The following is a 13,022-nucleotide window of genomic DNA, read 5'->3' on the forward strand; positions in this document are numbered from 1 at the left end:
ATGTATCGTCTTCCATGTGCAGCCCGATGGACGTGAAATCCGACGGCAGCGCGAGGAACGCGGCTACGGCCTGCGCAGATTCGCCAAAGCCGCCCAAATCCACCACGCCTACCTCTCTCGCATTGAGAGAGGCGAACGGAGCCCCCAACCCGAAGTCATGGCGCGCATCGCCACCGTACTCGGTTGCCGGATCTCCGACATCCAACGAGACACAACGGAGCGCAACGATGAGCGACCGGATCGCTGACACGCCCCTGATGACCACCGCCGAGCTGGCCGAGCTGCTGAACATCTCGACGAAGGCGCTGGGGATCATGCGGCACCGCGGCAAGGCGCCGAAGGGCTTCCGCCGTGGCCGGAACGTGCTGTACCGCACGGCCGAGGTGGAGCGCTGGCTGGCCGCACAGGAGGCCGGCGACCGCCTGGCCCAGCGCGCTGCCGCCTGACCTTCCCCACAAACGAAACGGGGCCGCCGGACCGGGCCTGGTCCCTGCGACCCCTGGCATCCACGAAGCACTAGAAGGAGTGGACACCTTGAGCATCACAGTACCAACGAACATCCCGTCGGGTGACCGACGGACGATCCTCGTCTCCCTGCCGTCGGTGCCGGCGCCGCTGGTCCTGGTGGACCGTGACGGTGACGTGTGGCGGCAGGTGGGTGTGACGAAGACCGGTGAGCCGCACATGGTGTGCGACAGCCCGTCGGATCCGGCGGAGGTGGGTTCGGGTGAGTCGGACCCGTGGACGCCGAAGGCGATCCGGGCATGGTTCTCGCCGGTGCGGACGCTGGGCGGTGCCGCATGAGCGCCAGCCAGGATCCGACGCGCCGCGAAGACCTGCTGTTCATGCTGCTGCACGGTGGCGCCGCCTCCAACTCGATCGCGAGTCACGTCGTCGACATGGCGATCGGTGAGGCGCTGGACCAGCAGAAGGCCGAACTCGCCGCACTGCGGGCCCGGGTCGCCGAGCTGGAGGCCGACATCACGCACGACGATCCGTGCCGTCCGTGCGGCTGCTCGAAGCGGTTCGAGCGTTACGCCTGGGGCTGCCCCACGCTGCCCGCCGACGACGTCCCGGTACTGCCGCAGCCCCGTCAGGCCGAGGACCCGCACGACTCCGTGCTGCACCACGACTACGCCCTCGGCCGTGACCTGCCCGCCATCCCCCGGCAGACCACCGGCCGCTGCCCGTCCTGCTCCCGCACGTTCGAGGACTGCACCTGCGGAGGTGCCGCATGACCGAGATCCCCACCACGCCCTGCTCCGACCCGGCCGAGACGATCATGGCCGCTGTCGCCCACGGCATGAGCGGCGACCCGTTCACCGGCCTCACCATGCTCGGCCCGTTCATTGAAGGCGGCGCCCGCACCACGGTCTCCATGTGCGCGGCCCTCGCCAACATGGTGAAGTTCGTGGCCGAGAAGCAGAACCTTCCCGCTGGTGGCACGTTCGGCTTCCTCGCGCTCCACCACGGCAAGCTGACCAACGTGGCGTCCCTGCCTCCCGGCCCGAGGTTCGCCGCCCAGTTCACCGCCGCGTGGATGAACGACCAGCAGGACACGGCCTACGCCCTGTTCGACGCGCTCGTTCACCGGCAGCGGGACGAGGACGCGGCCAACCTCGCCGAAGCGATCCACGCCCTGTACGACCTGACCGTGAACGCCGCGCTCTCCCTCCGAGGAGGTGCCGCGTGAGCGAGATCGTCGAGCCGGGCCTGTACCCGGACCTCTCCGCCGAGGACTACCACGCCCAGCGCACATCCCTGTCCTCGACCGGCGCCCGCACCATGCTGAAGGCCCCGGCCCTGTACAGGTACGAGCAGGACCACCCGCAGCCCCGCCGCGACACGTTCGACTTCGGAACGGCCGCTCACAAGCTCGTCCTCGGCGACGGACCCGAGCTGGTCGCGATCGAGGCGAACGACTGGCGAACGAAGGCGGCCCGCGAGGAACGCGACGAGGTCGCCGCCGCCGGTGGGATCGCGCTCCTCGCCGCCGACTACGACCGGGTCCACGAGATGGCGGACGCGATCCGCCGGCACCCGATCGCTTCGGCCCTCTTCGCCGAGGGCAACGGCCGCCCGGAACAGTCGCTGTTCTGGCGGGACGAGCGGACCGGGATCCTTCGCCGGGCCCGGCTGGACTGGCTGCCGAACCCGCGTGACGGGCGGCTGATCGTCGCCGACTACAAGACGACGGTGTCCGCGCACCCCGAGGCGCTGGCCCGCGCGGTCGACACCTACGGCTACCACCAGCAGGCCGCCTGGTACCTCGACGGCGTCCGGGCCCTGGACCTGGACGAGAAGCCCGCGTTCCTCCTGGTGTTCCAGGAGAAGACCGCCCCGTACCTGATCACGGTGGTGGAGCTGGACCAGCCGACGTTGCGGATCGGGGCGGCGAAGAACGAGCGCGCCCTCCACATGTACCGCATGTGCGTCGAGACCGGCCGCTGGCCTGGCTACGTGCCCGAGCACGAGCCGTTCTACCTCTCCCTGCCCGCGTGGGCGCTGAACCGTGACACCGAGGAGTACCTGTGAGCCAGCAGCACATGGAGCGTGTGAGCCCGTCGGCGATGCCGGATCGGGTGGGTCAGGGGACGGCGGTTGAGCAGTCCCGTGCGGTGGCTGAGGTGCAGGCCGCGATCGTGGTGGCGCAGCAGTGCCCGCGGAACATCTCGGCGGCGATCGCGGAGATGCGGCAGGTGTGCTCCCAGAAGTTCCTCGCGGAGCGCGCGTTCTTCCGGTTCTCCCGTGGCGGCGGCACGGTGTCGGGCCCGTCGGTTCACCTGGCGCGTGCGCTGGCGTCGTGCTGGGGGAACGTCGACTACGGCCTGGTGGAGATGCGTCGGGACGACGTGTACGGCGAGTCGGAGATGAAGGCGTACGCGTGGGATGTCGAGAAGAACACCCGCACGTCGTCGACGTTCATCGTCCCGCACAAGAGGGACCAGCGTGGCGGGCCGAAGCAGCTCACGGACATGCGGGACATCTACGAGAACAACGCCAACAACGGTGCCCGCCGTGTCCGTGAGGCGATCTTCGCGATTCTCCCGCCGTGGTTCGTGGAGGAGGCGAAGGAGCTGTGCGCTCGCACCCTCCAGGAGGGTGGGGACAAGCCGCTGAACCTTCGGATCGCGGACGCGGTCAAGGCGTTCGAGGGCATCGGCGTCACCGTCGACCGCATCGAGGGCAAGTTCGGCCGGCCGTCGGGAAAGTGGACGGACCACGACGTCGCGAACCTGGGTGTGATCTTCCGGTCGATCCAGCAGGGCGAGATCACGGCGGAGGAGGAGTTCCCGTCGCGGGTCACCTTCGACGAGATCACCGGCCCGCAGTCCGGCGAGGAGGGCGCATGACCTCCACCGAGATCCCCGTGGCGGGGCTGACCACCCGCCCCGCCACGGGCACCACCTGGCGCGACGGCGCCCCCTGCGGACAGACCGACCCCGAACTGTTCTTCCCCGAGCGGGGCACCAACCCGCGGACCGCGATCGCCATCTGCATGACCTGCGACGTCCGCACCCGCTGCCTGGAGTGGGCCCTCACCCACCACGAGACCGGCGTGTGGGGCGGCACCACCGAACGCGAACGGCGCCGCATGCTCCGCACCACCCCGGGCCAGCCCGTCCTCCTCGACGCCGGCCGTCTCATCCGCGACCACCGGATCCGTCGCCTCACCGCCGAAGGCCTGACCGCAGAAGAGGTTGCGGCACAGGTCGGCTGCCACTCGCGGACCGTCGAGCGAGTCCGTACCCAGGAGGTGGCGGCATGAGCATGTGGCGCGACCGGGCGATCTGCACCGACATGGACCCGGAGATCTTCTTCCCGCGGACCGGTGACCTCGCTGGCATCGAGTACGCCCGGCAGATCTGCTCCTTCTGCCCCGTCATCCAGGAGTGCCTGGAGATGGCGCTGGAAGCGGAGTACGGGACGGGCAAGGACTCCCGTACCGGGGTGTTCGGGGGCTTGTCGTCTTCGCAGCGGTACAACCTCTACCGCGCTAGCACCCTGGCCCCGACCGGTCCTCACACGGGCGGGAAGCCGATGGTCCCGTGCGGTACGTACGGCGCTTACCAGCGGCACCGCAGGTACAAGGAGCCGGTCTGTGATGACTGCCGCGAGGCCGCCCGGCTGAAGAGCCAGCGTCGTCGAGCCCGCGAGAGAACCGCCGCCTGACCCCCGCCCGGGGCCGTCGCGCCCCGGGCCCGAACCACCCACCCCAGCTCCAGGAAGAAGAGCCCGTGAGTATCGAGGCAGTCACCTGGGCCATGGACGACGCGCCCATGCTGCTCACCGACAAGGGCAAGCCCGACACGACTGCCCGCGGGGTACTCCAGGCGCTCGCCGAGCACGCCCACAAGGACGGCGGCGGCGCTCACCCCTCCGTCCTGCGACTCCAGTACCGCACCGGCTACGACCGGCGGACCGTGCAGCGCGCGCTTCGCCGGCTGGAGACGGGAGGCTTGATCGCGGCTACGGGTGAGACGAACGGCCGCACGATCTGGAAGCTCGCTCTGCACTTGAAGCGTCCGGAGTCGGATTGGTCCGATCTGGAGCGGCTGGAGGAGGACGAGCGGAAGGCTGCTGCGGAGCGGAAGCGGCGGTCTCGCTCGAAGCAGGTCACGCACTCTGCGTCCGTGACTGTCACGGATTCTGCGTCCGTGACCGAGGAAGGTGTCACGCACTCTGCGTCCGGCGGTCACGCATTTGAAGTGCGTGACGTCACGCACTCTGCGTCCGGACGTCACGCACTCAACGCCGCCCTAACCACCAATGAACCGTCAGTACAACCGCCAACAACCGATAGGGCTGATGTAGGGGGGCAAACCTCAGGTTCCTGGGGCCCCACGCAAAACGCCCCCATCGACGACGACGGCTTCACTCTCACCGACTCGATGCGCCGCTGGGCTCTCGACACCTTCGGCCCCGCCGTCGACGTCGCCCACGAGACCGCCCTCTTCATCGATCACCACCGCGCCAACCTCAGCCGCCGCCCCAACTGGCCCGCCGAGTGGCAGAAGTGGATCCGCCGCTCCGCCAAGTGGGCGTCCGAGCGCGCCAACCGCCCCCAGCTCCGTGCCGTGTCCGGCGGCTGGCAGCCCTACACCAACCCCACCGACCCGTCCGTGTACGAGAACGGATTCTGACCATGGAGCCCACCAGCCTCACCGCCAACCCCAACGCCGCACTCGGCCGTATCCTCGCCGGCATCCAGGAGCGCCACCCCAACGTGGCCGCGGGCCCCGTCGACGACGCACCCAACCCCGACGAGCCCGGCCACCCCGAGTACCACCGCCGCGTCCGCGCCGAATGGGCCCTCGACCGCTGGACCGCAGCCGCCCCGCCCCGCTACCGGCACGCCACCGCCACCGTCCCCGCCATCCAGGCCTGGGCCGACCGCGTCGCCGCCGACCCCACCACCGCCGGCAGCCTCCTCCTCACCGGCACCACCGGCACCGGCAAGACCCACCAGGCCTACGGCGCCCTCCGCCGCATCGCCGAAGCCGGGCCGTCCGTGTACGAGATCCGCGCCACCACCGCCGCCGACATGTACGGCCTCCTCCGCCCCAAGGGCAGCGAGCGTGGCGCCGAGGAAGAACTCCGCCGCCTCGCCCGCGTCCCTCTCCTCGTCCTCGACGACCTCGGCTCCGCCAAGGCCACCGAGTGGACCGAGGAAGTCACCTACCGGCTGATCAACGAGCGGTACAACGCGTGCCGGCCGACGCTCTACACCTCCAACCTGCCCGCCCGTTCGGACAGTGCGCCCGACCTCGCGTCCGCGCTCGGTGAGCGGATCGTGTCCCGCCTGTCGCAGGACACCGTCGTCGTCGCCATGACCGGACCCGACCGCCGAAGGAGCGCGGCGTGACCCCGGCCCAGCGCCTCGCAGGCGCCCGCGCAGCCCTCGACACCCCGCCCCCGCCTGCGGTCCCCGGACAGACCGCCATCCCCCTCGCCGCCCTCGCCGTCATAGACGCCGCAGAGGAGGACGCCACCGACCTCCTCGAGGACGACCACGCTCGAGCGGCACGCGTCGCCCTCTACCTCGCCAGCAGCGGCTGGACCATCACACCCGCCCAGGAGAACCCCCGTGCCTGACCTGTTCGCCGGCCCCGGCGGCATCGACGTAGCCGCCCGCCAGCTCGGCATCCACCTCACCGGCATCGAGTGGGACGCCAACGCTGTCGCCACCCGGCTCGCCGCCGGGCTGGCCACCCGCCACGGGGACGTCCGCCTCTTCGGCCCCGGCCTGTTCCGCAACGAGGACGGCCTCGCCGCAGGCCCCCCGTGCCAGACGTTCACCAATGCCGGCCTCGGCCTCGGCCGCAGCGCCCTCGCCCTCCTTGCTGCCGCGGTGAAGGACGCGGGTGCCACCGGCCGGGTCGCGACTCCTGCGGGCCTCGACGACCGCACCACGCTCGTCCTGGAGCCCCTCCGCTGGATCCTTCAGGCCGACGCTGCCGGAGCCCCGTACCGGTGGATCGTGCTGGAGCAGGTTCCCGCGGTTCTGCCGATCTGGCAGGCCTACCGTGAGGCGCTGGAGGCTCGCGGCTACTCGGCCGCCTGCGGAGTTCTCAACGCCGAGGAGTACGGCGTCCCCCAGACCCGGCGCCGCGCGGTTCTGGTGGCCCGCCTGGACGGCCCAGCGGCCCTCCCCGCGCCGACGCACCGCCGGTTCGTGAAGGGCGTCCCGCAGTCGGCCGGCGACCCCAGCCTGCTGCCGTGGGTGTCCATGGCCGACACCCTGCCCGCCCGCGGCCCGTTCACCGTCGTCTCCAACTACGGCACCGGCGGCGACCCCAAGGCCCGCGGCCGGCGCGCCAGCTACGAGCCCGCATTCACCGTCACCGGGAAGGTCAGCCGTGTCCGGCTCGTCGGCCCCGACGGCCGCGACCTCGACCGGTTCAGCCACGCCGAAGCCGGCCAGCTCCAGGGCTTTCCCGCCGACCACCCCTGGTCCGGCGCCGACATTCCGCAGCAGATCGGGAACGCCGCGCCCGTCCAGCTTGCCCGAGCCCTGCTCACCGCAGCCACCGCCTGACCCGCCTCCGGCCCCGCTCGCAGGCCACGCGAGCGGGACCACCCCCAGCATCCCAACAACCACCAGGAGCAGCCATGGCCACGTGGACCAGCCGCACCGTCACCAGCACCCGCCACGAGTGGGAGGTACCCGCCGCCCCGCCGTGGGGAGCCGCCCTCGCCGATGTCGAATCCGCAACTGCGGTAGCCGCCATCCACTACCGCAAGATCCACGGCTTCACCGAGGACGCCCCCATCCCGGGCAACGCCCTTCAGTTCCACGCCACCGACGACGCCATCGTCATCAGCTTCACCGCCGAACGCCCCGCCTCCGCCTGAACCTCTTTCGTCGGGCCGTCCTCCGGGACGGCCCCCACCACCAGGAGCCCACCATGACCTTCGAGTACCGCGACGACCACCAGCTGACCCTCCGCATCAACCGCCTCGAACCCGACTACCCCGGCCAGACCATCACCCCGGCCATCTGGATCGAGACCTCCGACGGCTTCTTCAGCCGCACCGCCGTCAAGGTCCCCGCCGCCCGCGTGGAGGAGGTGGTGGCCGGGATCCGGGACGCCGCCCGTACCGCCGCCCGCCAGACCACCGGACAAGACGACACCGAGCCCGCGCCGTGCGTCTGCGACACCGAGCCCGAGGCATGCGCCGCTGTCGGTGAGGACCCGACCACCGCCGACGACCCCATCCCGCTCCGTTGGGGCCTCGGCGACGTCGAGCACGGCGACGACGACACCGTCACCGTCTACCTTTCCGGGCCCGACCGGGAGCCGTACTGGCTGGAGCTCGACCCGGAGCGGGCCGCTGCCCTCCGCGACGACCTCACGCCGCCCGGGGACGAGCCCCTCGCCGCGATTCGCCGCGACCTCCACGAGGCGCTCGTCGTCCTGCCCGCTCCGGAAGCCGACCGCGTCCGCGCCCTGGTGGCCCGCCTGGAGGCCGCCGCCCGCGCCACTGTCGGGCAGCCGGCCGAAGCACACGACACCGACCGCGCCGCCATCCTCCGCGAAGCCGCCGACCTCGCCGCCGCCCACAACGGGTGCCCCTGCAACACCGGCCACACCATCGCCCACCAGCTCCGCCGCATGGCCGTGGGGGGCGAGCGATGAACCGGCCCACCACCCCCGCCTACCGCACCGCGCGCGAACGCCTCTACACCGCCGCCACCGGATACGGCCGCATGCCCGAAACGGACGCCACCCGACTGCTCGACACCCTCCTCGCCGAAACCCGCGCCGCCGCGCTCGCCGAGGCCGCCGCAGCCGACACCGTGGAGGACGAGCGATGACCCAGACCAGCCCCGCCGACGAACTCCGAGCCGCTGCCGAAGGCTTCCGCCTCATCGAGGACGACCTGCCCGGCTGGCTCCGCCCCCTCGGCGAACCCCTCGCCCAGTGGCTGGAGGCCGAGGCCGAGCGCATCCAGATCGCCGCCCACCCCAGCCGCCACGAGACCTACGCCGCACCCGCCCTTGCCGTTGCCCGCGCCATCAACGGGAGCCAGCCGTGACCACCGCCCTCTTCCCCCACCCCGCCGAGCTCCCCAGCGGCCGGCACCAGCACCAGACCGTCCACCTGAACCCCCGCATCGTTGTCACCGCCTGCGGGCACACCGGCGCCATCCTCAGCACCGGCAGCCACCTCCCGCCCTGCCCGGCCTGCGCCACCCGACTCGCCCACCACTGCGGCACCACCACCCCCCACCGATCGCACCGCGTCGGGAACGCCGACAACGCCATCTGCCCCGGAGTCGCCCGATGACCCGCCGCCCCCGCGTCGACCAACTCACCGACGACATGCTCGACCAGCTGTACGCCGACCTCGACGCCCTCAAGGCCATCACCGCCGGCTACTGCGGCCACTGCGGGCGAGGCGACTGCTCACCCACCGCCGACCAGTGGCTGGAGCAGCGGCAACGCGCCGAGCAGGCCGAAGCCGCCATCGCCCGCGTCCGCGCCCTCCACAGCCGCTGGGAGTACGACCAGAACGACTGCTCCGTCTGCGTCGACTGCTACGGCGCGCCCGTCCCGTACCCCTGTCCCACCCTCCGCGCCCTCGACGGCACCGCCTGACCCGGACACCCCCGACACAACCCCCAAACACGACAAAGCCCCCACCGGTTGGTGGGGGCTTCCGTGCGCCACGCTACTCCGCAGGCCGCTCCAAATCCGTCCGACGCCCCTGCCGCGACTTCCGCGTCGCAAAGTACGGCCGAGCCAACCGGTAGTCCACCGCCTTCGCCCGACCGATCTGCATCACAGGCGGGAACGCCGGATCCGTCCTTGCAAGCGTCGACACCCGCTGATGCGTGATCCCCTTCACCACCCCATCGGCAACAAGCCGGCGCGCCAACTCCCTGAAGCTCACCATGTCTGGCCCCCCTTCTGTGGGCTCGGTCATGGGCACCATCTTCCCTTACCTCATTGCCAATTGGCAACGAAGTCACTACTCTCGATCTGGCAACAACAGAACGGCCCCGGTCGGTGGTCAGACCGGCCGGGGCCAGCCCACCCCTGCTGTGAACAGGAGTAAGGCCATGCCCGAGCGTATCCGCGCCACCAGCGCGCCCACCAGCCACCTCACCCAGGCCGACGAGGCCCTGCGTCAGGTCCAGGCCGGGCGCACCGCCCAAACCCTGATCGGCCTCCGTCGCGTCGCCGCCATCCTCAGCGAGCAGCCCGACGAGCCCATGACCGACGACCTCCGCATCCAGGCCACCGACCGGCACGTCCGCAGCCTCCGCTGCGTCTACCGCGACGCCCGCACCGCCGGGATCGTCCTCTGGGGCATCGTCGACGCCCTCCCGCCGGTCCTCCCCGGCGACTCCCGCGGCGAGTACTCCACCCGCATCCTGCTGAAGGTCGCCGAGGTGACCGTCTGATGGACACCGACGCCACCGCCACCCCCGCCGAACTCCAGCAGCGCGCCGCCGACGACTACGCCCAGGCACAGGCCAACCGCTCCTGGCAGACCAACCGCGACGACGCCAACACCCGGAACGGCCACTGATGCGTACCCCGCTCCTCATCCCCGCCATCGCCCTCAGCGCCGGCTCCCTCGCCTGGACCACCTGGTCCCTCGTCGACCTCCTCGGCGCCGGGCCCATCGGCCTCACCGTCGCCGCCGGCGCCGACATCATCTGGGCCAGCGTCATCGTCGCGGAAGCCCGCGGGCTCCGCATCGCCGGGTACCGCTGGCCCGTTGCCGCCATCGGCTGGGCCGCCCTCCTCGCCGTCGGCACGTTCCTCGTGTGGCACGGCATCGCCCGCGACCACACCGCCATGGCCGTCGCCGGACCCCTCCTCCCCATCGGCGCCAAACTGGTCTGGCTGCTCGCCCTCGCCGACATGCGCGACCCCTCGGCACTCACCCACGACGAGCAGGCCAAGCTCGCCGCCATGGAGCGCGGCCTGAGGCTCGCGGAGGCCGAGCACCAGATCGAGCTCCGGCAGCGACGCATGACCGCCGAACGCCTTCTCGCCGACGTGTCCGTCGACTTCGAGATCGAGCTGACCCGGCAGGAGAAGGGCCGCGAGCTCGCCCGGCGAGCACCGATCGCGATCGCCCCGATCACGGCCGAGCCCGAAGCGCCGCCAGTCGTCCTCTCCGCCCCCGCGAAGACCAGCAAGAAGCAGCCCCCCGTCGACCCCGCCGGCCCCGACGGCGAACTCGTCGACGACGTCCCGTCCCTCTTCGAAGGCGCCCACGCCCCCGTCGTGTACTTCCTGCGCAACGGCACCCGCGTCAAGATCGGCACCTCGCAGAACCTCCGGCGCCGAGTCACCTCCCTCTCGCTGCGCCGCGACGACGTGATCCGAGTCGAGCACGGCACCCAGCACTACGAGCGGTCCCTCCACCGCCGCTTCGCCGACCTGCGGGCTGGAGACACCGAGTGGTTCGAGCTGCGCGGCGCCCTCGCCGAGTACCTGGGTGAGCCCCCCGTCGAGCCCGCTGAGCCCGCGGCTGAGCCCGAAGCTCAGAGGCCTGAGCCCTCACCCCCGAGCACAGCCCTCGTCCTGGCATCCTCCCTGGCCACCGCCCCTGAGCCCGAGGCCCAACCGGCCAACGCCTTCGGCTTCTCCGCCCACCTGACCGCCCAGTCCGCTCAGCGCGCCGAAGCCGTCGAGAAGGTCGTTGAGCTCCTGGCTCAGGACCCCGGGCTCACCTCCGGCCAGGTCGCCGAAGCCCTCTCCGTCAGCCCCGCCACCGCCAAGCGATACCTGCGCGAAGCCAGGAGGACCGCATGATCACCCCCACCCTCGGCGCCGTCCTCATCGGCCTCGGCCTCCTCGTCTGGGAGCTCGCCAAGTGGTACCCCGGCGTCAAAGCCCTCCGAGCTGATGCCGTCGGACACCTCGGCGACCTCCTCCCCTTCCTCCTCTGCTGGGCCATCGGCGCCCTCACCGTCATGGTCGTCGGCGGCCTCGTCGGCTGGATTGGAGACACCGCGCTCTGGGGCCTGAACGTCTTCGGTGACGGCCTCCTCGTCTTCGGAGTCGGCGCCCAGACCGGCACCGCCCCCGGATCCACCTCGGCGCCTCTCACCGAGGGCGGCCTGTTCATCACCCTCCTCGTCCTCATCGTGTTCCTCGCCCGCCGCGGCAAGGGCGCCACCGCCTCCAAGTGGCGCGGCTGGGCCTCCGGCGTCGGCCTCGCTCTCACCGGCAGCATCGCCCGCTACGCCGCTGTTCCCCTCGCCTCCGCCGCCAACCTCGCCGGCGCCTGGCTCACCGGGATGCTCCGGTGACTGCGGCCCCTGATCCCGCCGAGCAGCCTGTGGGGGAGTCGGAAGGCTCCTCCCGGGTCGCCGGCGGCTGCGTGATCGCCATCGGCATCGGCGCCGCCCTTGGTGTCGTCTACGTCTACCCGGACGTCGGCACCTACGCCGCCGGGCTCGTCACCGCCGCCGGGGTCCGCAAGGCCCGTGGCTGGGTCGCCAAGCGTCAGACCCACAAGGGCGAGCAGGTTGTAGATGAGGCGGATGTAGATGAGCCCGTCGACATCGTGGCCGTCCTTCAAACCCTCGGCGAGGGCGGGACTGGGGTCCTCCTCACCGCCCTCCGCGAGGCCGCCGGACTCTCCGACACCAAGGCCGTCCGCGCCCTCCTCGACGAGGCCGGCATCCGGGTGCGCGCGGGAGTCCGCACCCCGGCCGGGAACGGGCCCGGCGTACACGCGGATGACATCCCGGCCCCCTCCCCCACCCCTACCGACCCCTCTCAGGCCGGTTGTTTGTGCAGCTCAGGGGCTGCCAACGCCAACACCAACAACGGACCGCACCTCGTCCAGGACGAGACCAACCCGCACCGCTGGCACGTCGTGAAGGAGACCGTCTGATGGCACTACGCCAGCCCAAGCCTGAGCCGTCCGACCCGCGCCTGAAAGGCCACGAGACGACGTACAGCAGCAGCCGCGGCGGCTGGGTCAAGCCGACCGACAAGCCCACACCGGGCACGCCGAAGAAGCCCTAACCCCGCCCACTGAAGGAGCCCCCGTGGACCTCACCGACCAGCAGATCGCCCGCAAGCTCATCGGCATCGCGTACAGCGTCGACCTCGACCCGAAGGCCGCTCAGGCGCTTGCCGACCTCCACGGCCTGACCATCGAGCAGTTGCAGCGCGGGATCGCCTACCTGGAGTCCGGCAAGCCCCTCACCGAGGGATGACCGACACGTGGCATCCGTGACCGGCCACCGTCAGCCCCCGGCCGTACCGTAGGACCATCACACCCGCAGATTCTGGATGCTGCTCCAGAACTCGCGGAGGACCGAGCCCCGCCCCCGGAACAGCGCCCGGGTCGGCGGGGCTTCCTCGTACCCGCACCCCGTGGCAGGATGCCCCGACACGCACCAAGGGGGCACATGCGCTACTACACCGAGAGACGCGGCGCCAACCACGGCCTGCACCTCTTCCTGAGCATCATCACCTGCGGCATGTGGGCCATCACCGGCTGGCCCATCGCAGCCGCCATTGGCCGCCGGCGTACCGTGCG

General features: G+C 71.3%; 25 protein-coding genes and 1 pseudogene. All 26 read left to right on the top strand.

Annotated features, from left to right (window positions below; translation table 11 throughout):
* Positions 1-16: 16 nt before the first annotated feature.
* Entirely contained in the window at positions 17-247 is a 231-nt protein-coding gene (locus IG98_RS55055) for a helix-turn-helix domain-containing protein (RefSeq protein ID WP_078890985.1), read from the top strand.
* The gene (locus tag IG98_RS46105) at positions 228-446 is read left to right on the top strand and encodes a helix-turn-helix transcriptional regulator (RefSeq protein WP_037972779.1); all 219 of its coding nucleotides are present in this window, start codon (positions 228-230) and stop codon (positions 444-446) included. The genes IG98_RS55055 and IG98_RS46105 overlap by 20 nt, the downstream gene beginning before the upstream one ends.
* Before the next feature lie 88 nt (positions 447-534).
* The gene (locus tag IG98_RS0142460; protein WP_030684357.1) at positions 535-804 is read left to right on the top strand and encodes a hypothetical protein; all 270 of its coding nucleotides are present in this window, start codon (positions 535-537) and stop codon (positions 802-804) included.
* A complete protein-coding gene (locus tag IG98_RS0142465) occupies positions 801-1,238 on the top strand; it encodes a hypothetical protein (RefSeq protein ID WP_030684356.1) in 438 nt (145 codons plus the stop codon). The genes IG98_RS0142460 and IG98_RS0142465 overlap by 4 nt, the downstream gene beginning before the upstream one ends.
* On the top strand, positions 1,235-1,693 hold the full coding sequence (locus IG98_RS0142470; protein WP_030684354.1) for a hypothetical protein: 459 nt from the start codon (positions 1,235-1,237) through the stop codon (positions 1,691-1,693). The genes IG98_RS0142465 and IG98_RS0142470 overlap by 4 nt, the downstream gene beginning before the upstream one ends.
* Positions 1,690-2,535 carry a PD-(D/E)XK nuclease-like domain-containing protein gene (locus IG98_RS0142475; RefSeq protein ID WP_030684352.1) on the top strand — a complete coding sequence of 282 codons (846 nt, stop codon included), beginning with the start codon at positions 1,690-1,692 and terminating at the stop codon, positions 2,533-2,535. Before IG98_RS0142470 ends, IG98_RS0142475 begins: the two co-directional genes overlap by 4 nt.
* Positions 2,532-3,353: a hypothetical protein gene (locus tag IG98_RS0142480; RefSeq protein ID WP_030925953.1), complete on the top strand. Its 822-nt coding sequence runs from the start codon at positions 2,532-2,534 to the stop codon at positions 3,351-3,353. Before IG98_RS0142475 ends, IG98_RS0142480 begins: the two co-directional genes overlap by 4 nt.
* Positions 3,350-3,619: pseudogene (locus IG98_RS54540) on the top strand (WhiB family transcriptional regulator); the annotation flags it as partial. The gene IG98_RS0142480 and the pseudogene IG98_RS54540, both read left to right, overlap by 4 nt.
* A 146-nt stretch (positions 3,620-3,765) precedes the next feature.
* Complete coding sequence (locus IG98_RS55060) at positions 3,766-4,173, top strand: WhiB family transcriptional regulator (protein WP_063766388.1); 408 nt, start codon at positions 3,766-3,768, stop codon at positions 4,171-4,173.
* Between the two features lie 65 nt (positions 4,174-4,238).
* Positions 4,239-5,144 (top strand): helix-turn-helix domain-containing protein, encoded by a 906-nt coding sequence (locus IG98_RS47895; protein WP_051753664.1) that lies wholly within the window; start codon positions 4,239-4,241, stop codon positions 5,142-5,144.
* Positions 5,145-5,146: 2 nt separating this feature from the next.
* A complete protein-coding gene (locus IG98_RS0142500) occupies positions 5,147-5,866 on the top strand; it encodes an ATP-binding protein (RefSeq protein WP_030925957.1) in 720 nt (239 codons plus the stop codon).
* The gene (locus IG98_RS0142505) at positions 5,863-6,096 is read left to right on the top strand and encodes a hypothetical protein (protein WP_030684340.1); all 234 of its coding nucleotides are present in this window, start codon (positions 5,863-5,865) and stop codon (positions 6,094-6,096) included. The genes IG98_RS0142500 and IG98_RS0142505 overlap by 4 nt, the downstream gene beginning before the upstream one ends.
* On the top strand, positions 6,089-7,039 hold the full coding sequence (locus IG98_RS0142510) for a DNA cytosine methyltransferase (RefSeq protein WP_030684338.1): 951 nt from the start codon (positions 6,089-6,091) through the stop codon (positions 7,037-7,039). The genes IG98_RS0142505 and IG98_RS0142510 overlap by 8 nt, the downstream gene beginning before the upstream one ends.
* Before the next feature lie 74 nt (positions 7,040-7,113).
* The gene (locus IG98_RS0142515) at positions 7,114-7,356 is read left to right on the top strand and encodes a hypothetical protein (protein WP_030684336.1); all 243 of its coding nucleotides are present in this window, start codon (positions 7,114-7,116) and stop codon (positions 7,354-7,356) included.
* Between the two features lie 53 nt (positions 7,357-7,409).
* The gene (locus IG98_RS0142520; protein ID WP_030684334.1) at positions 7,410-8,141 is read left to right on the top strand and encodes a hypothetical protein; all 732 of its coding nucleotides are present in this window, start codon (positions 7,410-7,412) and stop codon (positions 8,139-8,141) included.
* The gene (locus tag IG98_RS0142525; RefSeq protein ID WP_030684331.1) at positions 8,138-8,320 is read left to right on the top strand and encodes a hypothetical protein; all 183 of its coding nucleotides are present in this window, start codon (positions 8,138-8,140) and stop codon (positions 8,318-8,320) included. The genes IG98_RS0142520 and IG98_RS0142525 overlap by 4 nt, the downstream gene beginning before the upstream one ends.
* A complete protein-coding gene (locus IG98_RS0142530) occupies positions 8,317-8,541 on the top strand; it encodes a hypothetical protein (protein WP_030684329.1) in 225 nt (74 codons plus the stop codon). The genes IG98_RS0142525 and IG98_RS0142530 overlap by 4 nt, the downstream gene beginning before the upstream one ends.
* Entirely contained in the window at positions 8,538-8,792 is a 255-nt protein-coding gene (locus IG98_RS0142535; protein ID WP_030684328.1) for a hypothetical protein, read from the top strand. The genes IG98_RS0142530 and IG98_RS0142535 overlap by 4 nt, the downstream gene beginning before the upstream one ends.
* Positions 8,789-9,103 carry a hypothetical protein gene (locus IG98_RS0142540; protein WP_030684326.1) on the top strand — a complete coding sequence of 105 codons (315 nt, stop codon included), beginning with the start codon at positions 8,789-8,791 and terminating at the stop codon, positions 9,101-9,103. The genes IG98_RS0142535 and IG98_RS0142540 overlap by 4 nt, the downstream gene beginning before the upstream one ends.
* 464 nt (positions 9,104-9,567) lie before the next feature.
* Positions 9,568-9,912 (top strand): hypothetical protein, encoded by a 345-nt coding sequence (locus IG98_RS0142550; protein ID WP_030684322.1) that lies wholly within the window; start codon positions 9,568-9,570, stop codon positions 9,910-9,912.
* On the top strand, positions 9,912-10,040 hold the full coding sequence (locus IG98_RS54550; RefSeq protein ID WP_281178614.1) for a hypothetical protein: 129 nt from the start codon (positions 9,912-9,914) through the stop codon (positions 10,038-10,040). The genes IG98_RS0142550 and IG98_RS54550 overlap by 1 nt, the downstream gene beginning before the upstream one ends.
* On the top strand, positions 10,040-11,278 hold the full coding sequence (locus IG98_RS47900; protein ID WP_051753666.1) for a GIY-YIG nuclease family protein: 1,239 nt from the start codon (positions 10,040-10,042) through the stop codon (positions 11,276-11,278). The genes IG98_RS54550 and IG98_RS47900 overlap by 1 nt, the downstream gene beginning before the upstream one ends.
* Positions 11,275-11,778: a hypothetical protein gene (locus IG98_RS0142565; protein ID WP_030684317.1), complete on the top strand. Its 504-nt coding sequence runs from the start codon at positions 11,275-11,277 to the stop codon at positions 11,776-11,778. The genes IG98_RS47900 and IG98_RS0142565 overlap by 4 nt, the downstream gene beginning before the upstream one ends.
* The gene (locus tag IG98_RS0142570; RefSeq protein WP_157594865.1) at positions 11,775-12,368 is read left to right on the top strand and encodes a hypothetical protein; all 594 of its coding nucleotides are present in this window, start codon (positions 11,775-11,777) and stop codon (positions 12,366-12,368) included. Before IG98_RS0142565 ends, IG98_RS0142570 begins: the two co-directional genes overlap by 4 nt.
* Entirely contained in the window at positions 12,368-12,502 is a 135-nt protein-coding gene (locus tag IG98_RS54555) for a hypothetical protein (protein ID WP_281178615.1), read from the top strand. The genes IG98_RS0142570 and IG98_RS54555 overlap by 1 nt, the downstream gene beginning before the upstream one ends.
* A gap of 23 nt (positions 12,503-12,525) precedes the next feature.
* The gene (locus tag IG98_RS51675) at positions 12,526-12,696 is read left to right on the top strand and encodes a hypothetical protein (protein ID WP_157594866.1); all 171 of its coding nucleotides are present in this window, start codon (positions 12,526-12,528) and stop codon (positions 12,694-12,696) included.
* Positions 12,697-13,022: the final 326 nt, after the last annotated feature.

This window comes from Streptosporangium amethystogenes (assembly GCF_000721075.1).
In the GTDB taxonomy this organism is placed as follows: Bacteria; Actinomycetota; Actinomycetes; order Streptosporangiales; family Streptosporangiaceae; genus Streptosporangium; species Streptosporangium amethystogenes.